The organism is Monashia sp. NPDC004114 (assembly GCF_053603855.1).
In genome coordinates this window covers 1-24469 of the sequence record NZ_JBSGGK010000035.1, presented here as the reverse complement: position 1 = coordinate 24469, position 24469 = coordinate 1, and the positions used below count along the sequence as shown (strand labels likewise).

Sequence of the window (24469 nt, the reverse complement as noted above, 5' to 3'; positions counted from 1 at the left end):
ACACCGACCTGACCAACGGGGCGCTGCTGTGCGGCCGACACCACACCCTCGTGCACCAACGCAACCTCACCGCCACCACCACCCCCACCAGCATCCTGGCACCTATAGCTGCACCGCCCCACACCCCGCCCAGCGCCGGCGGGGCCCGACGCACGCCCATCGGCATGCACGGGCCCTGACCCAAGCTCGGCCACACCCACCGACCCGGGCCTCGAGTCCGGATCGGCTCACGCGGTCAGCGTCAACGCTGACAAGCCGTACTCGCGAACAGCGGCTTCCAGCTGACCGACGCTTGGTGATTCGCCCTCGCGCGCCTTGAGCCCCGTCAGGCGCTGGGCCGCCTTCGGGCCGAGCACCTCCATCACCCGATGGATGCTCATGGCGACCGACCTCGGGTCCTCGTCGAGCGTGCAGTGCATGCGCTGACGCTGCCCGCGGCTCGTGACCTCGACCTCCGCTCCCCCGCGTACGTTGGCCCGCCACGCGTGCTGGGTGACAACCAGCAGCCGGCCGTCTACGTCGACGTACCCGACGGGGATGTCATAGCGCCGGCCTGTCTTGCGACCCACGATGTGCAGCAGGAGCAGGGCGCCATCCATGGCCCCGTGAACCGGTGATCGCAACACGGCGCGCACGGCCGGGTTCGCGAAGTTGATCAGTGCTTGCGGAGGAAGGCTGCGGCTGATGTCGCTCATGATGGCTCCTTCGGTGCTGCTGCCAGAGGCAGAACCCCACGCATTCAGTCTTGCCCGCAGGCTGTGGGAGTCACCGAGGACCTATGGCCCTGATTCGGCCGGCTTTGCAGCCGCGGTTGAGCGGCCGGTTCCGGCCTAACATTGGCCGATGGCCAGCCGTCGCGTCGCCCGAGCGTGGTCATCATGGACCGCAGCACCGAGCTGAGCGTCCCGACCACACGCCACGGACCGTGGCAGCGTGGTTGGCGCATCCTGGTCGAGCTCGCCCTGCTCGTGTTCGTGTTCCTCGTTTTCTCGCGCGCGCACAATCTTCTTGGCACGGACCGCGCGGCTGCCACGGCGAACGCCCATTCGCTCCAAGGCATCGAACGAAGTCTCGGTGTCGACATCGAGCTGAGCGCCAACCAGTGGCTGGCGGCCCAGCCGGCCTCGATCACCGCAGCCGTGCTGACCTATCGCCTCTACTATCTGCCACTTGTCGTCGTGCTGCTATGGGTTCTATTGCGGCACAACGAGATCTACCCACGGGTGCGCAACACAGTGATCGCGATGGCGGCGCTGGCGCTACTGGTCTACTGGCTCGTCCCCATGTCTCCACCGCGGTTCGCGCTCGCGGGAGTCGTTGACATCGTTGCCGAGAACGACCTCGTCGACGGCAACCCGTCACGGGACCTCTCGAACGGCCAGAACCACTTCTCGGCCATGCCGAGCCTGCACGTGGGCTGGTCGGCGCTCTGCGCGTATGCCGCTTGGCTGGCTCTCCGGAAGACGCACCCGAGGCTGTCGCTGCTGTTCTGGTTGTTTCCGCTGCTCATGGTCTGCGTCGTGATCACCACTGGGAACCACTACGTCCTCGACGTCGTGGGGAGCGCCATCCTGCTGCTGGCCTCGATCGCAGCGGCGTCCGCTGGGGTGCGTCTCGGCGCTCAGGTGAGCGACGCGCTCGCGGCGCGGAGCTCCTCGAGAGCCCCAAGCGCGTAGGGCGCAAACCCGTCCTCGGTGTCCTGGTCGGCCTCCAGCCACGCGGCATAGCCCCGTTTGAACGCGAGGACGCCCAGCTCGCCAGCGAGGTGCGCAGTCGGGTCTGGTATGCCGCGGGCCACCAGCGCGCTGGTCATCGCGGCAGCGAGGCCCACGCTCTTGAGCGCATCGCGCTCCTGCAGCTCCGCGCTCGCCGCGACCGCGGCCTTGAGGCGCGGACCCAGCTCGCGGTTCATCGGACCCATCATGGTCGCAGCGCGTTCGAGACCGGCGGCCACCGCCTCGAGGGGCGTGGCACCTGACGGAGCGTCCGAGATCCCTTCTGCCAAAAGGCGACTCAACGCCTCTTGCCCCGCGACGAGGAGCTCCCGCTTGTCGGGGAAGTACCGGAAGAAGGTGCTCTTGGTCACGCCGGCCCGCGCGGCGATCTCGGCGACCGTCGTGGCGTCGTACCCCTGCTCGGTGAACAGGTCGACGGCTGCCAGGACGAGCCGTTCACGCGCTCCCGGTTCCCAACGTGCCATGCCCGTCATCCTAGGCGATGGGACAGTTGTCCCATGACGAGCTACAGTGATGGGACAACTGTCTCATCACTGCATCTCATCAGCATCCGAGGAGTACTCATGCACGTGTTCGTCACTGGTGGCACCGGCCTGATCGGCTCGGCCGTCGTGGCCGAGCTGGTCGGCAACGGCCACACCGTCCTTGCCCTTGCACGCTCCGACGCATCAGCGGCGGCGCTCGAGACCGCAGGCGCCAACGCGCTCCGCGGCGACCTTGCCGACCTCGGCGCGCTTCGCGCCGGAGCCGCCGAGGCGGACGGGGTGGTCCACCTCGCCTTCCGCAACGACTTCAGCAGTGCGGAGTCCGTGGCGGCAGCAGTTGCGGAGGAGGGCACCGCACTGGCCACACTCGGTGCGGAGCTCGTTGGCAGCGACCGGCCCTTGGTCACCGTCTCTGGCACGCCCCACGTCCCCGGTCGCGCGTCGACCGAGGCCGACCCGCTGCCGACCGACGGACCGGTCGGCGGCCGTAGCCGCTCGGTCATGGCTGTTCTCGACCTGGCCTCGAGCGGCGTCCGGAGCGCTTCCGTCCGTCTGCCCCGCACGGTCCACAACGAGGGCAGGGTGGGTTCGCCGGCCTGTTGACCGAGATGGCCCGGCGCAGTGGCGTGTCCGGCTATCCAGGCGATGGCTCGCAGCGGTGGCCCGCGGTGCACGCGCTCGACGCCGCCGTGCTGTTCCGGCTTGTGCTCGAGAACGCCCCGGCCGGAACCGCCTGGCACGCGGTCGACGACGAGGGCGACGCCGTGCTCGACATGGCGACGGTCATCGGCAGGCGGCTCGGCGTCCCGGTCCGCCCCCTCCCGGAGGAGACCTACGGGCCTCTCGGGCCGATCTTCGCAACCGACCAGCCGTCGTCCAGCGCCTTCACTCGCACGACGCTCGGATGGGAGCCGACGCACCCGAAGCTGTTGGACGATCTGGAGAACATCGAGCCCTGACCGGCCCGAGCGGCTGCTCGACGTGCGCGCACTTCCACCCGCGGCCCATCCTCTGGCTAGGTGCGGTGCTTCGTGTCGTTGAAATACGTGCGACCGAGCCAGGACGCGTTCTCGGTGACCCACTCAGTGATGGATCGCGGTCCGGCAGAAGGGCTCTCACTGTCGGCTAGCCCATCGGCCAACGCCCTGTACTCGTCACGCGTCAGGACGTGGTCTCGCAGTGCCAGGTTCAGCGCGGTGCCGCAGACGGGCACCAAGGCCCCGGGAACGTCGACGACGAGGGCACGTGAGCCGGTCGACGCCCGAAGGTGCTCCACGAGCTCTCGGAAGGTCGGCCGTTCCGGTCCGACGGCATCGCGCAGGATGTCGGCGTCGGAGTCGGCCTCGTCAGCACACAGGCGCGCGAGGTCGTCGAGATGTATGCCGCGGACTCGATAGCGTCCGCCGTCACCGACCGCGAACACAGGAAGGTGCCTGAGGAGCCAGGCGATGTTGTTGAGCAGCACCGCACGGCCGCCGAACAGGATCGCCGGCCTCAGCACGGCATACGTGAGCGGCAGCCTCGACAGGTACGTCTCGACGTCTCCCTTCCCGGCGAAGTACGGGTAGGGCGACCACGGGTCGGCGTGGGTGATCGACAGGTGCACGACGCGGCGCACGCCGGCGTCGACCGCGGCGTCGAAGAGTCTTCCGGAGTTCTCGACCGCCTCGGCGAAACTGGTTCCAGCGCTTGGGAACCGGACCCAGTAGGTGTTGAACAAGGTGTCGACACCATCGAGGCTCTCCCGGAGCTGGGAGCGGTTTCGGAAGTCGAGGGGGCGGATCTGGTCGGGCACCGCGCCCTGCCGTGAGTGATCGCCTGGTGAGCGGCTGTGGGGGTGTGCAGTGAGGGTGCGAACCGTGCGGCCTCGGGACTTGAGCTCGGCGGTGATCGCGGCACCGGAGTAGCTGAACGCACCGGTGACTGCGTCGATGGGGGTCCTCCTCACGACGTTCCTCGGGTGGGTTTCGTGGTGGAGTCGAAGGGCCCGACGAGCGCACGCGCCCTGCCGATGAGCTCCATCAGCTGCGGCGTGGCAGGGTCGGCGGTGACCTCGAGGAGCTCCAGGCCCAGAACGGTCGCCATCACGACGCGCGCCACGAGCGGCACCGGCACGAGCACGCCCATCGGATGGGCACCGAGCGCCCGGGCAAGAGCGCGCTCCGTCAGGGCCTGCCATGGAGCAAGCCGTTCAGCGACCGCGCGCGCCAGATCGGCGTTGCCTCGGCCTGCATCCAGCATCGCGACCAGGATCGCGACGTCGTCCCCGCGGGTGTCCTCGGCAATGACCCGGTTGACCGCTTCGAGGAGAGCACCGATCGTCGTGGCCTGCTCGATGGTCTCGCCGAAGGTCGCCATGCGTCGCTCCGAGACGTCGTCGAGGGCGGCGAGCAGGAGGCCGTCGACCGATCCGAAGTGGTAGAAGACCAGCGCCTGGTTCGTCGAGGCGTGCGTCGCTATGCGGCGGGCAGTTGCTCCGGAGTATCCATGCTCCGCGAGGACGGACCTGGCCGATGCGATCAGGGCGGTCCGGGTCTGTCGCGACGAGCTGTTCATGTCTGCGACGTCGCCGACGCCGGCGTCGAGCCGTGTGGCGCGCCTGGCGTTGTGGCACTCGGTCGCAGCGCGGCCAGGATGCCGAGGGCCACGAGCACGAAGGCGGCTGCCAGGAAAGGCCAGGGACTCCACTCGTCGATGCACTCGACTCCGTTGTCCGGCAAGGCAGTACAGATCGTTCCGGGACCATCGCGGTTGAGCCATGCGATGAGGAACGGCGCGAACGAGGCGCCCGCGATGACGAGGAACGCAGCGCGGGTTCGCGTCCAGCGCATGAGGGCTCCCCCGACGGCCATCGCGGCGGCGAGGACGATCAGGGGCGCTCCGATCGTGAGAATCGCGACCACGCCGATACCCGCAGCGCCACCCACGACCACCCACCACAGAAACGCGAGAGCCCCGGACGACGCGCTTGGTGCCCCAGTCACGGCCTGCCTCCTGCTCGGATAGTTTGAGCATACGCTCAAATCTCGTTCGAGGTATGGCGATCGAGGTGATCGGTCGGCGTATCGCACGAGGTCCAACCTCGAATCGAATACCTCGAACCGGAAAGGCATTTCGCTCTGTGGCCTCGGGTAGCGTGGCGCCCGAACCGACACAGGAGGCACGGTGAAGCTTCTTCTCACGTCGGCCGGCGTCCGGAACCCGAGCATCCACAACGCGCTGCTCGACCTCCTGGGCAAGCCGATCGCCGACTCCACGGCGCTCTGCATCCCCACCGCGATGTACGGGCATCCCAACGTCAGCCCCGAGATGGTCCGGACCTTCATCAGCGGGGAGACCGACGACCTGTGCGGCCTCGGCTGGAAGTCCGTCGGAGTGCTCGAGCTCACCTCACTGCCCAGCATCGACGAAGACCGCTGGGTCCCGCTCGTTCGAGAGACCGACGTCCTGCTGGCTTCCGGCGGTGATGCGCTGTACCTGGCCTACTGGATGCGACAGTCGGGGTTCTCCGATCTCATGCCATCGCTGAGCGAGACCGTCTACGTCGGGCTCAGCGCGGGGAGCATGGTGATGACCCCACGCATCGGAGAGGACTTCGTCAGGTGGCAGCCCCCCGGCGGTGGCGACGACCGCACCATGGGGGTCGTGGACTTCTCGATCTGCCCGCACCTGGCGACCGAGACGCTCCCGGGGAACTCCATGGCCGAGGCGGAGAGCTGGGCGGCAGGAATCGACGGTCCGGCCTATGCCATCGACGACGAGACCGCGATCAAGGTGACCGACGGCGCCGTCGAGGTCATCTCCGAGGGGACCTGGAAGCTGCTTCGCTCCTGAGCTGTCAGATCGCCCGCGCCGACGCACTCGTCTGTGACGAAGCGCCCACTCGACCGTCGAGTGAGCGCTCCGGCGCCGGGCTGCGTCAGGGACGGAGGACGTCGTTGACGACGCCGACGAGGGCGTCGGCGATCTGCTGGTGCCCGGCCGCGTTCGGGTGGTCACCGTCCGGGGCGAGGAAGTGGGTCTCGTCGTAGGTGTAGTCCGGGCCCTTGAACGCCGCGCGGAGGTCGACGTAGGCCGCGCCGGTCCGGGCCGCGATGTCCTTGATCACCGCGTTGACGTTGTCCGTCACCGCGGCGGCGCCCTCGACGTAGGCATCGCCCTGGGCCTGGGCGTACTGGCCGCCCAGCCAGACGCTCCAGTAGTCGAGCAGCACGACGAGCACGGTGCGACCCTTGGCCAGGTCGTGAACCCGGGACACGATCTGGTCGAGGTTGCGCTCCACCGTGGGGATGGTCGGCTGGTAGCAGCTGACCGAGGGTCCGCAGGACGCGTCGTAGCCGACATCGTTCGCGCCGACCTCTATCTCCACGACATCGGCGTCGGCCACGTGCGCGGACACCTCCGGCTCCGTCGCCAGCTGGTCGAGCACGTCCGAGGTCGTGTAGCCGCCGACGGCATCGTTGGTCGCGACCCACTTCTCACCGTCGGCTGACACCAGGGACGTGGCGCTCAGCTGCGGGTAGGGCGTGCAGTCGCACCCGCCGCCCGAAGGCACCGAGTCGCCCAGCGCCACGACGGACCACGGTCCGGTGTGGGTCGCTGTCGGCGTCGGCGTCGTAGTCGCCGACGCGGGCGCAGAGGCAGGCTGTGCCGTCGTCGAAGCAGCCGTCGAAGCAGTCGTCGTAGCAGCCGTCGATGCGGAGTCCGCCGAGGCCGCCGAGCACGCGGCGAGAACCGGACCGCAGGCAGTGACCACGGCACCCGCGAGCGCCACCACGCCACGCCGCATACCGCCCGCTGCCGCGACCACGCACGAAGGCTAGACGCTGCTCCTGCAAATTCGCCGAGGCCCGCCTTGGTCCCTCCTCACATGTATCTGGGGCGCCCCTGCGGCCTCTGGTCTAGTGGCAACCGGTCCGAGGCACGCGCCCACATTCCCCGCGTCGTGCGTGCCGGACCCACTCGCTCGGGAGGGCGCGATGGGACGCGCAGACAGCAGGAACGCACGAGTCATCACGACGGCAGCAGCCGTCATCGCGGTGGTGGTCCTCACCGGGGCGCAGAAGAGCTGCGACACGCACCGGTCCGGCGGCACCTCCGGCTCCAACCAAGGCTCCGGCTCGGGCTCCAAAGCCCGCTCCAGCTCGTCGTCGGCCAAGTCCGCGTCGTCGGTCCGCTACTCGGTGACCTCGGACGCCAGCATCAAGAGCGTGACCTACATCAACGGCAACGGCGACAAGGTGACCCGCACCAACGTGGGCCGCACATGGAGCGGCTCCGCGCCGGGCGACGGACGGGTCATGGTGCAGGCCACCCTGAGCAGCGATGGCAGCTGGATCAAGTGCTCGGTCAAGGCCGACAACAAGGTCGTGCAACGCGCGAGCGCGTCCGGCGGCGGGTCGGTGACCGTCGTCTGCGACGCGACCTTCTGACGAACGCGCCCACGGACCGCCAGGAAGGGCGGTTCGACGGTCAGCTGAGGCACCGGCAGCCGTTCGTGGCGGTCCGTCGGGACGGGCAGCTCCCGACTGTTGAGAGTGCGCACGCAGGTCAGGACGGCGTGGGCGTCGGTGTCGCGGTGACGGTGGTCGTCTTCGTGGTCGTCTGGGTGACCGTCACGGTCGGGGTCTCCTTGCCCTTCTCGACGGCCTTCTCGAGCGCCGCCACGGTCGCCGAGTCGACGGTGCCTGTCGTCGGCACGCCGAGGTCGGCCTGGAGCGACTTGAGGGCGTCCGTCAGGGCGGGCGTCCACTGGCCGTCGACCGGGCCGTCCCAGTAGCCGGCCAGCTTCAGGGTCTGCTGCGTGGCCGCGGTCGAGGCCAGCGAGGCGTCGGCGGCGGCGCCACCCTTGGCGGCGAGGTCCGATCGCAGGGCCGCCTCGGTGGCCTTGTCCATGCTGCCGGTGACCGGCAGGCCGTGAGCCTTCTGGAGCGCCTCGACGGCAGCCACCGTCGTCGGTCCGTAGACGCCGTCGACCTTGCCGTCGAAGTACCCCGCGGCGGCGAGGTCCTGCTGAAGGGCCTTCGCATAGTCCTGGACCGCGGCCGCAGCCTTCTGCTGCTGCGAGTCGGTCAGGCATCCGGCCGTCGAGTAGAGCTGCAGCCACGCCACCTCGAGGGCGACGGCGGCGGCGTTGAACTGCTGCGCTGCCTGACGGAGCGGGGTCGCGTCCGCGATCCCGGCCTGTGCCGTGGTGAAGTCGCTCTCGGCCTGCTGCACGCGAGTGGCGGCTTCGCTCACCGCTGCAGTCGAGGCCGGGGTCGACGTCTTCGAGGTCGTCGGGGTGGACGTCTTGGGTGCCGCCGTCCCGGCGGTCGAGGCTGCTCGGGCTGCCGCGAGCTCTGCTTCGGCGGTGGCCAGGTCCTGCTGGGCCTGGGTCACGGCCCGCTGCGCGTCGACGGCTGACTGCGCCGCGGCCGCCGCGTCCTGGGCGGGCTGCTTGAGGTCGCGGCCGGCCGTCTTGACGTCGCCGACCGTGGTTGCCGTCTGGTTGAGGATGTCCCCGTAGCGGTCCAGCGCGGTGATGTAGCTCGAGCTCGACTGGCAGAAGGCGGTGCTCGCCGCAGTCGCCGCCGCCGTGGCGTCGTCGAGCGCCTTCTGCTTGCTGGTGACTTTCGCCTCAGCGGCGCTCACTGCCGTGTCGCCGCTGCCGCTGCTGCTGCAGCCCGCGAGGAGCGCGGCGGCGAGCACCGTGACGGCAACCCCGGCGACGGGACGCGGCCGGGACGCCCGCCCTCCGGCATACCCGAGCGAAGCGTGACGCGATCCCCGGCGCGCACGACCGCGCGACCTCACCAGCGACCCCATGGACGCCCTCCTCCGACGAGCTGCACACGCGTGCACGAGCCCCGATGATCGGACCGTAGCGGCGCACCGGTCGCCGCCCGTCACCCGCTCCGGGGGATCTGGGCGTGCGGCACCCAGACTGCTCGCCCATCTCGGGTGAAGTGCGCACGGCTCAGCGGCCTTAGCGTGCGAGCCATGAGCCACATCGACGGCAGGTCGGGACGACGGGGGTGCGGGCCGCCACGCGCCGGTCGACCCGAGCCCTTCCGGGCGGAGCCGCGCGGCTGACATTCCGGCCGCCCCTATACGCGCGACACGCTGCCGGCGAACCACCCGACGCCGGCGGCGTGTCGCGTGCCATTGCCCATGGCGCATCGAGCCGCATCGTCCTACCGTTGAAAGGTCATCGACATGGAGGCGTGATGCCCAGGGACGACCGGTTCGACCTCGATGTCCTCTCACAACGAGTCGTCTTCGGCGTGGGCCGGGTCGACGAGGTGCCGGCCGAGGTCGAACGGCTGGGCCTGCGGCGGGTTCTCGTCGTGTCGACCGGGTCGTCGAAGTACACCGCGGACGACGTGTGCGACGTGCTCGGCGCGGCCGTCGCCGCCCGGATCAGCGAGGTCCTCCAGCACGTTCCCGAGGCCGAGGCATCCGAGGCCGTGCGCCTGGCCACGGACGAGGGTGCCGACGGCGTCGTCACCATCGGGGGTGGGTCGGCAACCGGCCTCGGCAAGGCGGTCGCGGTGTCCACCGGGCTGCCGGTGCTGACCGTCCCGACGACGTATGCCGGCTCGGAGGCCACGAGCACCTACGGCATCACGGGTGCCCACAAACGGACGGGTCGCGACGCGCGCGCCCTGCCGCGAGTCGTGGTCTACGACCCCGCCCTGACGACCGGGATGTCCGCTCGACTCACGGCTGCGTCAGGGATGAACGCCATGGCCCACTGTGTCGAGGCGCTCTACGCGAAGGGCGGCGATCCGATCACGAGCTCCCTTGCGCAGGAAGGGATCCGGCGACTCGCGTCGGCGCTGCCACAGGCGACGCACAGTCCCACCGACCTCGCCGTGCGCGGCGAGGCCCTGCTCGGCGCGCACCTCGCAGGCTGGGCGATGGAGCACGCCGGAACCGCGCTGCACCACACGCTCTGCCACGTCATCGGCGGAACCTACCGCGTCGACCACGCGGAGGTGCACGCCGTGCTCCTGCCGTACGTCGCGGCGTACAACTCGGCGGCTGCGCCTGAGGCGCTCGCGCGGGTCGCCCACGCGCTCGGAGCGACCGACGCTGCCCACGGGCTGCGCGCCCTCGCCGAGAGCCTGGACACACCGACCGACCTCGCCTCGCTCGGGGTCCCGGAGGGCGGGCTCGACCAGGTCGTCGAGGCAGCCCTGCTCGCCGTCGGCGGCCGGAACCCGCGACGGCCGGACACCCGGTCGCTGCGTCGCCTCCTCGACGACGCCTACGCCGGGCGCCAACCCGGCACCTACTGAAACCCATTCGCCCCCAAGCGAACTCGAGAGGAGACATTGATGTCCTCCTGGAACGCCATGACCTACGAAGGCAAGGGCACGGTGCTCGACGTCGTGCGAAACGAAGCAGACCAGTTCCTCGCCCTGGTCGACAACGACGAGGCCTGGACCGCGCCCACGGGCGCCGGGCACTGGCAGGTGCGTGACGTCGTCGGTCACATCGTCGACACCACGGAGGCGTACTTCGTCGCCTTCGATGCCGCCCGCAACAACACGGAGATGCCCGGGGCCTACGGCCTGCCCGGCATGGCCGACCGCGTCGACAAGATGGCCTCGGCGCTGCACGACGAGCCGCGCGCCGAGCTGGTCGGTCGCCTGCGCGGCGACCTCGACCGGATGATGGGGATCTTCGAGGGGCTCAGCGAGGACGACTGGACCAACCTCACGGTTTCGCACTTCTACATGGGCCCGCTGCCGGCCTTCTTCTACCCCGCCTTCCAGGTGATGGACTACGGCGTGCACTCCTGGGACGTGCGCCAGGGGACCGGCCGCGCGCACGGCCTCACCGGCGAGGTGGGCGACGTGCTCGTGCCCTTCATGTTCGTGCTCTGGCAGTACACGATCGCCGAGCCGAACCCGTGCGAGCTCGGCATCCGGATCACGAGCGGCCCCAACGCCGGCGACACTCGCGTCACCGTCGGGCCGGACGGCATGACCTACGCTCCGGGTGACGTGTCCGACCTGACCGTCATCGAGTTCGACCCGGGCAGCTTCGTGCTGACGGCGTTCGGCAGGAGCAACTCCGGGACGATCCGCGGCGAGCGCCCCATCGCCGACACCTATCTCAACCTGTTCTTCCGCATCTGAGCCTGTTTCGCATTCCGAGGAGAGACCATGACGCCCGAGCTCGACCTGGCCGCCATCGAACGCGAACGCGACCGCATCCGGTCCGCCTACCTCAAGGCCGACCGGCCGCCGTCGTCGGCCCGCGGGCTGCACCACTTCGCGCTGCTGTGCTCGGACGTGGAGCGGACCGTGCAGTTCTACCAGGGGGTGCTCGAGTTCCCGCTCACCGAGATCTTCGAGAACCGCGACTACAAGGGCTCCAACCATTTCTTCTTCGACATCGGCAACGGCAACCTCCTCGCGTTCTTCGACCTGCCCGGCCTCGACCTGGGGCCGTATGCCGAGGTGCTCGGCGGCCTGCACCACGTGGCCATCTCGGTCGAGCCCTCGATGTGGGGTCGGCTCAAGAGCCGCCTCGACGACGCGGGGGTGGAGTACATGGAGGAGAGCGGCACGTCGATCTACTTCCGGGACCCGGACGGCGCCCGCATCGAGCTCATCGCGGACCCGCTCGGGGAGATGTACGGCACGACCGTGCTGTGACGTCCGCGGGTCAGGTGACAGGCAGCGCAGCCGGCGACCTCGTATGCCGCTCGGCCGGCTCTCGGCCGAGCGGCACACGGCCGAGCGGCATACGGACGGTCACCTGACCACTGTCACTCCTCGAACAACCGCAGCCCCGCCCGATCGCTCACGATCGAGTAGGAGCGGCCACCCATCGTCAGGCCCTTGAGCCGGGCGTCGACGCCGCGTGGCGTCACCGCGTCACGCAGGACTGGCCGCTCACCGTCCGGGGCATAGCCGAGCAGGTCCTCGAGGATCACGCAGGTGAAGGCTCCACCGTTGTTCTCGTTGTACTGCTGCCTCGAGATCCGGGGCAGCACCCGGCCCGACCTTGCGAAGGCGAGCGCGCGGCCGTCGCGGCCGGGCACCCAGGAGGCCCCGATCACCGACTGTTGCGATCCGGAGACCCGGTCCACGGTCTGCTCGCCGTCGCCCTCGTCCAGCGGCAGCCACAGCGCGAGCGCCGGGTCGGCGTCGGATGCCGGCCCGCCGGCATACAGCTCGGCGACCTCGGCTGCCGAGAGGCTCCGGCCGAGGACGCGTACGTCGTCGACGGCCCCCTCGAAGCGTGACTCTGGGTCGACGGGGTCGGCTCCGACCATGAGGTTCGCGCCGACAGCCGGGGCCAGGCTGCCCCGCGCCGTGGTGGCAGCCGCCTGGACGCCGTCGATGTAGACCACGACGCGCTGCCCGTCGAAGGTGCCCACGACGTGATGCCAGCTCCCGACCGGGACGGTCACCGTGCTGGTGGCCTGCTTGAAGCTCGACCCGACCGCGACGGCGAAGGCGACGATGCCCTTGCCACCGGCGCGCAGCGCATAACCCAGGTTCGGCGCCGTCTTGGGGAACCACGCACCGGCGTGCCCGACCTTGGACACGATGCTCCCGGCCGCGGGAGTCGCCGCCCAGGCGTCGGCCCTCACCCACGCCGCCACGGTCACCCCGCTCGTCGGGTTGAGGTCGGCGCGGTCCCAGACGACGAGCCGGCTCGGCTCCGACACGAGCTGGTGCGACTGCGAGAAGGGGCCTTCGGCGGCGACGCTGTCGAAGTCCGTGAGCATGCGCCTCATGAGGTCGTACCGGCCGAACCGTCCGACCGCGCTCGCAGCGAGGGCGGGCCAGGCGTCGTACGCCCCGTTCGACCCCTGGTCGGGGCGCAGGGAGCCGGCCGCATCGGGATCCGAGAGGGCCAGGGCGCGCATCCAGCCGCCGTCGAGCAGCTCGGACTCGACGAAGGAGGTCATCTCGGCCCGCACGTCGGGGGCGAGGTCGTCGGTGAGCAGCCGGCCGATCGTGTCGAAGTCGTAGATGTGCCGCGACGCCGCACTGGTGCCGTCGTTGTGCACCGTGCGCCACACACCCTGGCCGGGCACGTAGAGGGCGAGCACCCGGGCCAGGAGCGACTCCGCCTCCGCAGTCAGCCGCTCGGCCGCCTCGACCTCGCCCCGCCGCTGCCGGAGCGCCGCGGCCTCGCGCATCATCCACACGTTGGCGGCGTTGAGCGAAGGTACCTGGTTCACATAGTTGACGACCTGCTCCAGCAGGTTGCCGCGGGCACCGTAGTCCGCGAGCCCCGTCGCCGGGATTACCCGCTGCTTCCAGTGCAGGGCGATGTCCTCCAGGTGGTCGATGACCGCCTTGCCGGCAACGGTCTCGTCGAGGAACGCCAGGTCGCCGGTGTAGGCGACATAGGTCAGCAGCATCGAGAACGCCGACAGGTCGTTGGCGCTGTACCACGGACCGACCAGCTGACCGCTCAGGGCGTCCACGGCATACCCGTTGTCGATGCCCTGCTGCAGCCAGACCTTCACCTCCTCGCGGGCGATGGCCGGGTCGAGGAGCACGAGGAGCGGCGCGAACAGCGCGGTGTCCCAGAAGTAGCAGAGCGTCACGCCCCACTGCGGCCCCGCCGTGACATAGGTGCGCGGCAGATGCTGCCGGTAGCTCGTCCTCTCCAGCTCGAGCACCGACAGCACGCCACGGTAGTAGAGATCCCGAACGGCACCGTCGTCCGTGTCCAGCACCGGCAGGTGACCGGAGAAGTGTTCGTTGTCCGGTTCGAAGGCATCGGCGAACCGCTGCTCCCACCGCACCTTGGCCTGCTTGAACAGGGCAGTGAACCGCGACCGCCCGTCCACCGCGGCCGACACGGCTTGCTGGGCCGACTCGGCGGCCGCCACGAGAACGCGGATCGTGCGGGTCGCACCCGCAGGGACAGTCAGCGCCCAGCCTGCCGTGCCGGACGTCCCCGACGGGGAGAGCACATCCGGAGCGTCCGGGAAGGCGTATGCCGTCGCGGCGCCGCTCGCGCTGTCCGTGACGGTGAGGACGCGTCCACCGTCGACGGGCTCGCCACTCCAGGCGGAGAAGCTGCCGTACTGCCTCGGGATCGTCCACTCCCAGGCGCCCGGGTAGGACCGGAGATAGCCGCCCAGGTCGACCGCCAGGTCGACGGCGACGGGGGCCGCGGCGCTGTTGCGGACGTCCAGCTCCAGCAGGACCAGCTGCTGCTCGAACGCCATCCGGACCGTCGACTGCAGCTCCAGGCTGCCGACGCGCGACCTGCGGCGCGCCTGGTACGGGTACCAACGGCTCTCGTGCGCCTGGACGTTGACGCCGTCGACGGACAGCGTGGCGCAGTCCCCGCCCATGGACAGCGGTGGGAACGACAGCTCGGAGGCGCCCAGCAGGTTGGAGCTCACATGGAGGGATCCATGAAAGTTGTTGACGGACGGGAGGTTCATCAGCGTCCCGGTCGAGATCCATTCGCCTGCAAGGCTGTCCAAGGAAGGGACGGCCCGGGCCGGCGTTGCGGGCGGAGCTGCGGCATTCCCTGGCGCTGTGGTGGTTGCGGCGGCTGCAGCGGCCATGTCCGGGCGGAGCAGGCTGGAGGCCGCGAGCCCGGACGCAGCGACGGACAGGGCACGCAACATGGTGCGGCGGGAGGTCTCAGCAGGAGTTGCCACGACGGTGTCACCTTTCTGCGGGAGGGAGCATGAAAGTGCTGACGTTCAATGGCCTTGTGGCCGTGTGAGTTTCGATTGACGCGCAGCGGTCACCTGCTCGACGGGCCCCGGCCGGCGCCCGCTCGACGGGCCATCGAGCCTGGTCGAGCGGGCGCCGATGTCCGGACGACCCGTCAGGGACGGACGCCGAGCGAGAAGACGTGCATCCCGCGGATCCGGCCGTTCGCGGCCACATACCCGCCGTCGAGGAACGCGATACCGTCGAGCTCCTTGGCGGGATCGAGCGGGATCTCCGTCGACAGGACTCGCCAGTCCTCGCCGTTCTGGCCCTCGGGCCGGTTGGAGTACGTCGTGAGGGCCAGGACAGTGAACTCAGGCGCCGGTGCGGTCGTGTTGTCCTCCAGCATGAACGTCACCGGGTCCTGGGACCCGTCCCGGTAGTACACGACGGCCCTCGCGACCCCGACCGTGTAGGAGCTCGCCCCGACGATGACCAGGGCGGATCCCTTGCCGGACAGGCTGACCGCCCGGTCGGAGGTCAGGAAGTGATCGGGCTCGCCGTTCTGAGCGGCCGGCCAGACCAGCGGTGCCCCGCGATGCGTCAGGGCCAGTCCCGGCGTGAGCCCGACAGCAGCCAGTGCCTGTCGCGAGTACGTCCTCCCGCGTCCGTCCCAGTCACCCTTGCCGGTGTCCGAGTCGTCGGTGATGCCGACGAGGTTGTAGGCCTCCTGGAGGGAGGTGGCCAGGCGCACCGGCACCGTCGCCGTCCCCGAGCCCGCCTCGCCGTTGAGCACGTAGGTGGCCTCGACACCGACTGCTGTCGGCGCTCCCGCCGCCAGGGTCGTCGGCGCAGTCACCCGCCACCTCCGCGAGACGCTCGCACCGGGAGCGACCGCCCCGCCCGGGGCGTCGTCGAGCGGCTCAGCAGTCCACCCCGCGGGGAGGCTCAGCGCCAGGCCGGGATCGACGAGGCGCTGGGTGCGGGGCGTCGTCCGCAGCCACGCTGCCGGGCCCTCCAGTCCCGGGTCGGCCTTCGCGATGATCGAGACGCGCTGGGCGCCGAGCTCCGGATGGGTCAGCGTGACCGTGATCGGGCCGGGCTGGCCGGCGACGCTGCGGACGAAGACCGCACCGACGCCGCCATTCTCGCTGAACGGGAAGGTCGAGCTCGCGAGACGAGCAGTGACGATGCTCTCGCCACCGGCCCGGATCAGCTCCGGCTCGGCCGACGCCTCGACAGTGACGACGGCGCCCTCGATGGTGCCGGGGCCGCTGACGGTGATCGCGACGTCTCCCCGGTTCCACGGGCGAGGCTCGCCGAAGCTGTCGACCGACCGGAACTCCACCCGCGTGATGTCCGACCCGTCGGCGACGATCTCGTCGTGGTCCGCTCGTGCAGCAAGACGGTCTCGCGCCGGGTCGGCGTCGAACCGGCGGGACACGACGAGGTTGCCACCGACGTAGCCGTCGATCCGCAGCTCCGGCCGCGCCGCACCGTCGATGGACGACGTGTCCATGACGAACGGCGGGTAGGGCAGCCGTGGGTAGTCGCTCGTCCCGGGAGTGAGCGTCTGGTTCAGCGTCCCCCCGACGAAGACCTCGAGCCGGTCGCAGTTGGACCAGATCAGCGCGGAGCTGCCGAGCGCACGGATGTCCCAGGGGTCCTCGAACGACCAGAAGAACGCCGGCTTGAGCACCGGACGGACGAACGGTGAGACCTGAGCCTGGTAGAACGAAGCACCCGGCTTGGGCACGCGGAAGAGGTCGACGACTCCCGGCCACTTCGTCGACCAGAACGTCCCTCCGGCGAGCGAGGGGTAGTCGAAGCCGCACCAGCCCAGCAGGCCGGCATACCCGTTGTTGGAGTACGACGTGTTGTGGACCTGTGCGTGCATTCGCGACTGCGTCTGCAGGACGACCTGACCGTCGATGCGGCGGTATCCGGGCGGGCCGGAGAGTGCTCCGACGGACTCGGTCACGAGGTAGGGCGTGCCGGCGAGCGGGGCCGAGATGGTCGCGTTCCCACGCGAGTGGCCATAGTCGTCGTAGGCGAAGACATCCTGCACCCAGTTGGTGAGGTTGCGCGCCGTGGCTGATCCGGACGTCTGCCGGGTGCCGTCGAGCTCATAGGCCAGGTCGCGGGTGCGGCCCCAGAGCACAGGGTCGCGGTCCGACTCGTTGACCTGGACGCCCCAGATGATGACCGACGGGCGGTGGCGGTCCCGCAACACCATGTTCCGCACGTCCTGGACGACGAGCTCCTTGAACTCGTCACCTCCGACGAAGCCCCATCCCGGCGTCTCCTCCCAGATCATCAGGCCGAGCTCGTCGCACGCGTCGAGGAAGTGCTCGGACTGGGGATAGTGCGAGCAGCGGACCATGGTGCAGTTCAGCTCGTTGCGCAGCATCGCTGCCTCGGACCGCTGCATGCGTGGTGACATCGACATGCCGACGAACGGGTAGAGCTGATGACGGTTGAGCCCGAACAGCTTGAACCGCGAGCCGTTGAGGAAGAAGCCGTTGTTCTCGAACCGCGCCTCGCGGAACCCGATCCGCCGGGTGAAGCTGTGCACCTGCTCCCCGCCGATGACGAGGGTCACCTCGACGTTGTAGAGGGCAGGGTGGTCGGGGTGCCACAGGTCCACCCCAGCGAGGCCGTCGAGCGTGACACTCGCATCGACCCGCCCCGGCTGGCCCAGGGTGACGGGCGCCGACGCCTGCGTCACGACCTGGCCCGACGACGACGTGAGCCGCACGTCGACCCGGGAACCCGTGGGCACGGCGAGCGCCGCATCCAGCGTGACGGCGACCTCGACGCGACGCGCCGCCGGGTCGAGCACGTCCCGCGGCGTCGCGTGGACCTCGGCGACGAAAACCTGCGGTACCAAGCGGATCGCGGCGTCGCGGTACACGCCTGCGGGCTGGAAGTAGTCGCAGCCGATCGCGCCGAGAGGCGACCCTGACGGTGGGGTCTCGTCCCAGCGGGCGTCGACCTCGAGCGTCAGCACGTTCCCGGTGGGACGCAGGTCGTCCGTGACCTCGTACGAGAAGGGCAGGTAGCCGCCGCGGTGGACCGGTAGCTCGCGACCGTTGATCGTGCCACGGGTGGTCGTGAGGACGCCGCCGAAGTCGATGAAGGTGCGCAGCTTCCCGGACGGCTGCGGGTGGTCGAACTGGCGGGTGTACTTCCACACCTTCTCCCACCTCGACGAGTCCCACAGGCGCCAGCCGAGCTGGGTGACGCAGTGCGGGAGCGTCACGATGCGCGTGGGCCCACCCGACGCAGGCCCGAACTCCCAGCCCACGTTGAGCGGTTCGATGCGTGCAGCCGGACCGGAGGCCACCGGACCGCTGGCGCGGGCGGCCGGAGCGCCGACGAGCGTCCACGCCGCTGCCGTCAGCGTGCCTGCGGCACTGGCGAGGAGGAACTGGCGGCGGGCCGGACGGGACGGCAGGTGCTCGGCCGGTCCGCTCAGGGCGGCATCGGTCAGGCTCGCGCCGGTGGTCGGGGCCAGGGAGGGTGCGGGGATGGGGTTGACGTCCATCGCACGTCCTTTCGGGGGTGGGGTCGACTCGGGAGGTGGTTCGTGGAGGTCGTTCGTGGAGGTGCTGCGTCGGCGGCGGAGGATGCACCGCGCGTGTGCCCGGCGGTCTGCTGGTCAGACGAGGGCGTTGGCGTCCGGCCCCGGCTGGGTCAGCTGGACGGTGACGGTCTGGGCGCCGAGCGTCGGATGGCTGGCCGTGATGACGGCCCGCCCAGCGCGGCGGCCGGCCGAACGCACCCACACCGCGCCCACTCCACCGGCCCCTTCGAAGTCGAAGTCGCGGTCGCCGACGACGTCGACGGGGCCCGCCGTGTCGATCTGCACACGCCCGGTGACGAAGGGACGGGGGAAGCCGTCACCGTCCACGGCGCGGAACACGACGCGCGTGGCGTCGATGCCGTCGGCTCGGATCGCGGCGTCGTCGACGGTGACGGCCAGCCCGTCCCCGGACGGGTCGGCCGACATCGTCCGGATCGTCACAAGACGGTCGCCGACGTAGCCCTTGATCGTCAGCTCGACCGGTCGCTGGTCACCCTCGAACAGCAGGTCGACGGGGAACGGTGGGTGGTCGAGGCCGGCGAACCGGGTGTGATCCGGTGTGAGCGAGGCGTAGGGACGGCCGTCGAGCTCGAGGTCGAGCCGGTCGCAGTTGGAGAAGATCAGCGCGTCCCGGCCCGGCCCGGTCGGCGACGCAGGCCCGAAGTCCCAGTAGAAGGCCGGCTGGACGACCACGCGCTCGGACGGCGGGAGCTGCGCCTGGTAGAAGGACGCGCCGAGCTTGGGCACGCGGAAGATGTCGCAGACGCCCGGCGTCTTGATGTCGCGGACCGAGTTGCGCGGCGAGAGGTACTCGAACGCGCACCAGGCCAGCACGCCGGCATACCTGTCGTCGGCGGTTGCCGCGCTGTGGACCAGTGCGTGCCGGCGGGCCTGGGCCTGCTGTGCCGCGACCGCGTCGGTCCGCGTGTACGTCTGCGTGAAGTCGCCGCCGGGGCGCTTCTGGCCCACGGCCTCACTGATGATGTAGCGCCCAGGACGAGGCGGGGTCAGCGGGTGCCACTCGTCGTCGGCGTAGTCGTTCTGGCCGCGGACGTCCTGGCGAAGGGTCTGGGTGCCGCTGTAGGCGCCACTGGTCTGGCGGGTGGGGTCGAGCCGGTGGGCGAGGTCGTTGAGCTGGGTCTCGAAGGCGGCGAAGCTCGCGTTCGACTCGTTGACCCGCACTGCCCAGAGCACGACTGACGGGTGGTTCCAGTCGCGGCGGATCATCTTCTCGACGTTCTCGGTGGCGACGTCCTGCCACGGCTGCCCGCCCACGAAGCCCCAGCCGGGCATCTCGTCCCAGACGAGGAGCCCGACTTCGTCGCACTCATCGAGGAATGCATCGGAGTGTGGGTAGTGGGACGTGCGGACCATGGTGCAGTTGAGCTCGTGGCGGATGATGTGGGCGTCACGCGCCTTGACCCGGTCGGGCATCGCGTTGCCGACGTAGGGGTAGATCTCGTGCCGGTTGATGCCGCGGATCTTGAGGTGCTTCCCGTTGAGGTAGAAGCCGTTCGGCGTGAACTGTGTCTCGCGGATGCCGACCCGGGTGGAGTACTGGTGCAGTGGCCGCCCGGACCCGTCCGGCCCTTCGCGGAGCACGACGGAGAGGGTGTAGAGCTTCGGGTTGTCGACGTCCCACAGCTCGACGTCGGAGAGCTCGGTCAGGGACACCTGAGCCAGGGGTATGCCGTTCGCGACCTGGGCGGTGCCGCGCCGGACGAGACGGCTGCCGTCGCGCAGCTCGACCTCGACCGAGGCGACCTGGGTCAGGGCCGCCGTGCCCTCGAGGTGGCAGTCGACCTCGAGGCGGCGGGCATCCGTGAGGACGTCGAGCGGCTTGGCGAAGACGTTCTCGATGAAGGTCTGCGGGACGACGCGCAGGGACACGCTCCGGTGCAGGCCGCCGAAGGTGTCGAAGTCGACGCGCACGAGCGTCGGATCGTTGCCGAAGGATCCGCCGAAGGGAGGTATGCCGGTCTGCGTCCGTCGCGAGTCCACCTGCACCGCAAGGAGGTTCCGGCCCGGACGCAGCCCGTCGGTGAGCTCGAACGTGAACGGCGTGTACCCACCGGCATACGTGCCGAGCAGCTGCCCGTTGAGGTGGACCGTGGATGACGCCATGGACGCCCCGAAGTCGACGAAGACCCGGGCGCCGTCGGCCCCGCTCGGGAGGTCGAACTCCCTGCGGTAGATCCACACGCCTTCATACGGCGCGGCGCCGCCGGCATACTCGCCTGGGAAGTCGCGGGGCCGCACGTCGCGCCACGACAGCCGGGCCGTGCTGTGCGGCAGGGTCACCTCCTCGAAGGCGGCGTCGGCGAAGTCGAGGGCCGTCGCGTCGCCACTCTCGGGCAGCGGACCGAAGCGCCACCCCGTGTCGAGTGGGATCCGCACGTGGGCCGGTCCGGCGCTCGACCACGCGGCGTCGGGCAGTGCGAGCGCGAACGCGGTGCCTGCGAGGCCGACGCCGGCGCCGCGCAGGAAGCTGCGACGGCTGAAGCCGGTGGGCGTGTCGGGAGTCAATGGGGTCCTTCCGTCCAGCGTGGCAACTCTGCCTGCGGCTCACCGGAGCACTCCGTCGAGGAGGCCGACGATCGATGACGTGGTCGAGTCCCACGGTCTCGGTACTGATGCCTTCGAAGCGGTTCTCGAGCCGGAGCCCCACCGACTCACATAACGTCCAACTGGCCAGAGGTTAGACCTCTGCGGAGTTAAGAGTCAATGTCATGTCCATCAGGCGACGGACGGCCGACCGCTCTGGAGGAACGGAGCGCCGGGCATCTGCGGTCGGGCGGACGGGCCCATGGCGCGCCGACGGCCCACCTGGCCCGGAACGCAGTCCGGCCGCCCAGTCCGCAGGGAGTGGGCGGCCGGAGAGCCTGGACTACGAGGCCTGCGGTGGTGCCGCTGACAGCCGGCGCAGGGCGGCCTTGCGCGCCGCACGAACGTGCGAACGTGCCGCCCGGCCGGCGCGCTCGCCGTCGCCGGCGAGGATCGCGTCGAGGATGCGCCGGTGGTCGATGCGCGAGGCCTCGACCCGCCCTTCGACCTCGAGCGTGGTCTTCATGCCCTGTTTCATGATCTGGTTGAGCACGTCCTGCGTCTGCTTGAGGAACCGGTTGCCGGCCGCCTCGACGATGGACAGGTGGAAGGCGGCATCGAGCCGCTGAAGCTCGTCGAAGTCGATCGGCGTCCGCTCGGCCGCGCGCTCGAGGCGCTCGAGCGCCTCCGACACTCGCGCCAGCGCCCCGGCGTCCTTGTGCTCGCTGGCCCAGCGCGCGGCGGGCACCTCGAGCACCTCGCGCATGTCGAAGAGCTCGGTGAGGTCGTGGTCGAGCTCGGACAGGGCGGCGCGCAGCCGCTGGGTCGTCGCCGGCTCGGCGACGAACACGCCCTGTCCGTGCTTGACGATGAGCCTCCCCTCGGCCTGAAGCGACCGGATCGCCTCACGCGCCGACGGCCTGCTCACTCCGAGCAGCGCGGCCAGCTCTCGCTCGGCCGGCAGCTTGTCGCCCGGCGCCAGCTGCTGCTCGCGCAGCACCCGCAGGATCTCCTCACGGATGCGCGCATTGAGGCCCCCAAGACCGAGACTGTGCCAAGCCTCAGAAGTCGGAGCCGTCCCCTCTGCCTGACTCACTGTGAACTCCCTTCCTTGACATCCCCGTGACGTCATTCCTATTGTTGCAGACCTCTAGAGGTAAGACCACTTACCTTGACACACTTCAGGCCAAGGTCAGCTACCGGGCCGGCGCACCTCCACCGTGCGCAGGGTCGAGCAGTCGACTGCGCGGCGTGCGAACCCAACCTCGCGCCGTAGAGCCACTGACTGGCCCATACCCAGTGACAGGAGATGCCGTGGTGGCGCTCAAACCCAAACTCGTTGTGTTCGAGGGTGTGTGGGGATCCGCATTCGAAGATCTTAGCGGCGTGGCCGAGGTCGTACGCCTGCCTTCGGAAATGGATGTGGCCGATGTCCCGGCCGAGCTCATCGACACGGCGCGCGGCATCGTGGTGCGCAACCGGACCCAGGTCACGGCAGGAGTGCTCGACAGCGCACGGTCGCTCGGCGTCGTCGCCAGGGCCGGTGTCGGGCTCGACAACATCGACGTCGGGGCTGCCGACGAGCGCGGTGTCGTCGTGGTGGCCCCGCTCGGCGCGAACGCCGTGAGTGTCGGTGAGCATGCCGTCGGACTGGCCATCGCCGTCGCGCGTGACCTGGTCGCGCAGGACCAGCAGACGCGGGCCGGCCAGTGGGTGCGCACGCCGGGCCACGAGCTGGCCGGGGGGACCTGGGGGATGCTCGGCGCGGGCGCGACCGCCAAGGCGGCGGCCCGCATCGCCGGCGCGCTGGGCATGACGCTGATCGCTCACGACCCGCATGTCGACGCAGCGGACCCCGACCTTGCTGCCCTCGGGGTCCGCCTCGTCGACCTGGCCGAGCTGCGTGCCGCTTCGGACGTCCTCAGCTGCCACCTGCCCGCTACCGACGAGACCGTCGGGCTGGTCGACGCCGCGTTCCTGGCCGACCTCAAGCCCACCGCCATCTTCGTCAACGTCGGCCGAGGCGAGGTCGTCGACGAAACGGCCCTCGCTGACGCGCTGGAGACCGGAAGCATCCGCGGCGCGGCGCTCGACGTCCGCGCCGAGGAGCCGCCACAGCCCGGTCGCCTCGAAGGCCTGCCCAACCTCGTGCTCACACCCCACATCGCCGGGATCACCGTCGAGAGCCAGCGAGCCATCATGGAGCGTCTCGCTGCCGACCTCGGCAAGGTCCTCACCGGCGGAGTAAGCGACCTCGCCGCGGGCGCCTGCCGGGAGCCCCGGCGATGACCGGCTGGTCCGTCTCCGAGGCACGCGCCCGCGCACGCCGGCTGCTGGTGGCCGCCGGAGTGCCTCCGCGGGATGCCGCCCGGACCGCAGACGCCATCGTCCTCGCCGACTGCTGGGGCATCGGGTCGCACGGCCTGATGCGACTCCCGTACTACCTGGAACGCCTCGCCGCAGGCGGCCAGCGGGCCGACGCCGGTCTCGTCGCACGCAACGACAACGGCGCCGTCGTCTCCTGGGACGGCCAGGCGGGTCTGGGTCACTGGCAGCTCTGGGCCGCCGCCCTCGAGGGAGCCGCCCGGGCCGGCCGACACGGGGTGTCGGTCGTCTCGGTGGCGAACTCGAGCCATTGCGGCGCGCTGGGCGTGTATGCGCTGCCAGCCCTCCGTCGCGGCTACGCCTGTCTCGCCTTCTCCAACGGACCCGCCGTCATGCCTGCCTGGGGCGGCGCCGCACCGGTGCTGTCGACGTCGCCGATCGCCGCCGGTGTGCCCTTCGGAGACCGGCCCGCGATCATCGACCTGGCGACCAGCGCCGTGGCCCGCGGCCGCATCGCCGCGCTGGCGGCCAAGGGCGAGCCCGTCCCGGCGGGCTGGGCGCTGGATGCCGAGGGCCAGCCCACCACCGACCCGGCGGCAGCGCTCGCCGGCATGCTGGCGCCGCTCGGAGGCGCAAAGGGCTTCGCGCTGGCCCTCCTGGTCGAGTCGCTCACGGGCGGGCTCGTCGGCCCGCAGCTGTCGACCGGTGTGAGCGACATGTTCCGCGCCGACGACGCGACCGTCCCCCAGGGCATCTCGCACCTCGTCGTGACCATCGACCCCGGCGCCATCGACCCGGACCGGCTCTCCGAGGAGCGCCTCGGCGAGCTCGAGAAGCGCGTCCAGACCAGTGGCGGACGGCTGCCCGGGGCCGGGCGGCGCATGCCCCACGAGATCGAGGACGGCGAGGCGCTCGCGATCGATGCGACCACCCTGGGCCGGCTCGACGAGTGGCTCGACCGCCTCGGAGTGGCCGACGGGGCCGGCGTGGTCGGTGACGACGGCGGCGCCGACCCCGACGGTGTCTGGCGCACCAGCACCACCCACGACCTGACCCCTCCTGCCCGGCCCTGACCCCTCCCGCGCGTCAGCCAGCACTACACCGAGCAACACACCGAGCAGTCGTAACCCATGACGGTTATAACCGTCATGGGTTACG

The 24469-nt window shown here is 70.3% G+C and carries 21 protein-coding genes; 10 read left to right on the top strand and 11 right to left on the bottom strand.

Annotated elements, in window-relative coordinates; genetic code table 11:
* Window positions 1–227: 227 nt before the first annotated feature.
* Window positions 228–695 carry a nitroreductase/quinone reductase family protein gene (locus ACWEOW_RS25075; protein WP_452271978.1) on the bottom strand — a complete coding sequence of 156 codons (468 nt, stop codon included), beginning with the start codon at window positions 693–695 and terminating at the stop codon, window positions 228–230.
* Window positions 696–878: 183 nt separating this feature from the next.
* Here ACWEOW_RS25075 and ACWEOW_RS25070 point away from each other — a divergent pair, with 183 nt between their 5' ends.
* Window positions 879–1676, top strand: a complete 798-nt coding sequence (locus ACWEOW_RS25070) for a phosphatase PAP2 family protein (protein ID WP_452271977.1) — start codon at window positions 879–881, stop codon at window positions 1674–1676.
* Here ACWEOW_RS25070 and ACWEOW_RS25065 read toward each other — a convergent pair.
* Window positions 1622–2200, bottom strand: a complete 579-nt coding sequence (locus ACWEOW_RS25065; RefSeq protein WP_452271976.1) for a TetR/AcrR family transcriptional regulator — start codon at window positions 2198–2200, stop codon at window positions 1622–1624. The two genes, ACWEOW_RS25070 and ACWEOW_RS25065, sit on opposite strands and share 55 nt — an antisense overlap.
* Before the next feature lie 99 nt (window positions 2201–2299).
* Between ACWEOW_RS25065 and ACWEOW_RS25060 the strand changes: the two genes are divergently transcribed.
* Both ACWEOW_RS25060 and ACWEOW_RS25055 read left to right on the top strand, forming a co-directional pair.
* Entirely contained in the window at window positions 2300–2824 is a 525-nt protein-coding gene (locus tag ACWEOW_RS25060) for an NAD-dependent epimerase/dehydratase family protein (RefSeq protein ID WP_452271975.1), read from the top strand.
* 65 nt (window positions 2825–2889) lie between these two features.
* Window positions 2890–3180, top strand: a complete 291-nt coding sequence (locus ACWEOW_RS25055; protein ID WP_452271974.1) for a nucleoside-diphosphate sugar epimerase — start codon at window positions 2890–2892, stop codon at window positions 3178–3180.
* 56 nt (window positions 3181–3236) lie between these two features.
* Here ACWEOW_RS25055 and ACWEOW_RS25050 read toward each other — a convergent pair whose 3' ends face one another.
* Genes ACWEOW_RS25050 through ACWEOW_RS25040 form a run of 3 tightly spaced genes read right to left on the bottom strand, consistent with a single transcriptional unit; the run spans window position 3237 to window position 5205 of the window.
* Window positions 3237–4169, bottom strand: a complete 933-nt coding sequence (locus tag ACWEOW_RS25050; protein WP_452271973.1) for an SDR family oxidoreductase — start codon at window positions 4167–4169, stop codon at window positions 3237–3239.
* Window positions 4166–4777 carry a TetR/AcrR family transcriptional regulator gene (locus tag ACWEOW_RS25045; RefSeq protein ID WP_452271972.1) on the bottom strand — a complete coding sequence of 204 codons (612 nt, stop codon included), beginning with the start codon at window positions 4775–4777 and terminating at the stop codon, window positions 4166–4168. Before ACWEOW_RS25045 ends, ACWEOW_RS25050 begins: the two co-directional genes overlap by 4 nt.
* Window positions 4774–5205, bottom strand: coding sequence for a hypothetical protein (locus tag ACWEOW_RS25040; protein ID WP_452271971.1), 432 nt, complete (start codon window positions 5203–5205; stop codon window positions 4774–4776). The genes ACWEOW_RS25045 and ACWEOW_RS25040 overlap by 4 nt, the downstream gene beginning before the upstream one ends.
* Before the next feature lie 181 nt (window positions 5206–5386).
* Here ACWEOW_RS25040 and ACWEOW_RS25035 point away from each other — a divergent pair, with 181 nt between their 5' ends.
* On the top strand, window positions 5387–6055 hold the full coding sequence (locus ACWEOW_RS25035; protein ID WP_452271970.1) for a Type 1 glutamine amidotransferase-like domain-containing protein: 669 nt from the start codon (window positions 5387–5389) through the stop codon (window positions 6053–6055).
* A gap of 85 nt (window positions 6056–6140) precedes the next feature.
* Here ACWEOW_RS25035 and ACWEOW_RS25030 read toward each other — a convergent pair whose 3' ends face one another.
* Window positions 6141–7031: an SGNH/GDSL hydrolase family protein gene (locus ACWEOW_RS25030; RefSeq protein ID WP_452271969.1), complete on the bottom strand. Its 891-nt coding sequence runs from the start codon at window positions 7029–7031 to the stop codon at window positions 6141–6143.
* Window positions 7032–7200: 169 nt separating this feature from the next.
* Between ACWEOW_RS25030 and ACWEOW_RS25025 the strand changes: the two genes are divergently transcribed.
* Entirely contained in the window at window positions 7201–7653 is a 453-nt protein-coding gene (locus ACWEOW_RS25025; RefSeq protein ID WP_452271968.1) for a hypothetical protein, read from the top strand.
* Between the two features lie 118 nt (window positions 7654–7771).
* On the opposite strand, the gene ACWEOW_RS25020 is transcribed toward ACWEOW_RS25025, so the two are convergent.
* The gene (locus ACWEOW_RS25020) at window positions 7772–9028 is read right to left on the bottom strand and encodes a peptidoglycan-binding domain-containing protein (RefSeq protein ID WP_452271967.1); all 1257 of its coding nucleotides are present in this window, start codon (window positions 9026–9028) and stop codon (window positions 7772–7774) included.
* A gap of 401 nt (window positions 9029–9429) precedes the next feature.
* Here ACWEOW_RS25020 and ACWEOW_RS25015 point away from each other — a divergent pair, with 401 nt between their 5' ends.
* From ACWEOW_RS25015 to ACWEOW_RS25005, 3 genes are read left to right on the top strand one after another with little or no spacing between them, the layout of a single operon-like run.
* Window positions 9430–10503, top strand: coding sequence for a maleylacetate reductase (locus ACWEOW_RS25015; protein WP_452271966.1), 1074 nt, complete (start codon window positions 9430–9432; stop codon window positions 10501–10503).
* 39 nt (window positions 10504–10542) lie between these two features.
* Entirely contained in the window at window positions 10543–11349 is an 807-nt protein-coding gene (locus tag ACWEOW_RS25010) for a maleylpyruvate isomerase family mycothiol-dependent enzyme (protein ID WP_452271965.1), read from the top strand.
* A gap of 27 nt (window positions 11350–11376) precedes the next feature.
* Window positions 11377–11871, top strand: a complete 495-nt coding sequence (locus ACWEOW_RS25005) for a VOC family protein (protein ID WP_452271964.1) — start codon at window positions 11377–11379, stop codon at window positions 11869–11871.
* A gap of 113 nt (window positions 11872–11984) precedes the next feature.
* Here the strand turns inward: ACWEOW_RS25005 and ACWEOW_RS25000 are convergent, their stop codons facing one another.
* The 4 genes from ACWEOW_RS25000 to ACWEOW_RS24985 form a co-directional block, all read right to left on the bottom strand.
* Entirely contained in the window at window positions 11985–14858 is a 2874-nt protein-coding gene (locus tag ACWEOW_RS25000) for a LamG-like jellyroll fold domain-containing protein (protein ID WP_452271963.1), read from the bottom strand.
* Between the two features lie 173 nt (window positions 14859–15031).
* Window positions 15032–18403, bottom strand: coding sequence for a glycoside hydrolase family 2 TIM barrel-domain containing protein (locus ACWEOW_RS24995; protein ID WP_452271962.1), 3372 nt, complete (start codon window positions 18401–18403; stop codon window positions 15032–15034).
* 114 nt (window positions 18404–18517) lie between these two features.
* Entirely contained in the window at window positions 18518–20968 is a 2451-nt protein-coding gene (locus ACWEOW_RS24990) for a glycoside hydrolase family 2 TIM barrel-domain containing protein (RefSeq protein WP_452271961.1), read from the bottom strand.
* 361 nt (window positions 20969–21329) lie between these two features.
* A complete protein-coding gene (locus tag ACWEOW_RS24985) occupies window positions 21330–22082 on the bottom strand; it encodes a FadR/GntR family transcriptional regulator (protein WP_452271960.1) in 753 nt (250 codons plus the stop codon).
* 290 nt (window positions 22083–22372) lie between these two features.
* On the opposite strand from ACWEOW_RS24985, the gene ACWEOW_RS24980 reads away from it, so the two are divergent.
* Both ACWEOW_RS24980 and ACWEOW_RS24975 read left to right on the top strand, forming a co-directional pair.
* Entirely contained in the window at window positions 22373–23275 is a 903-nt protein-coding gene (locus ACWEOW_RS24980) for an NAD(P)-dependent oxidoreductase (protein ID WP_452271959.1), read from the top strand.
* Window positions 23272–24384, top strand: coding sequence for an Ldh family oxidoreductase (locus ACWEOW_RS24975; protein WP_452271958.1), 1113 nt, complete (start codon window positions 23272–23274; stop codon window positions 24382–24384). The genes ACWEOW_RS24980 and ACWEOW_RS24975 overlap by 4 nt, the downstream gene beginning before the upstream one ends.
* The last annotated feature ends 85 nt before the right edge of the window (window positions 24385–24469 follow it).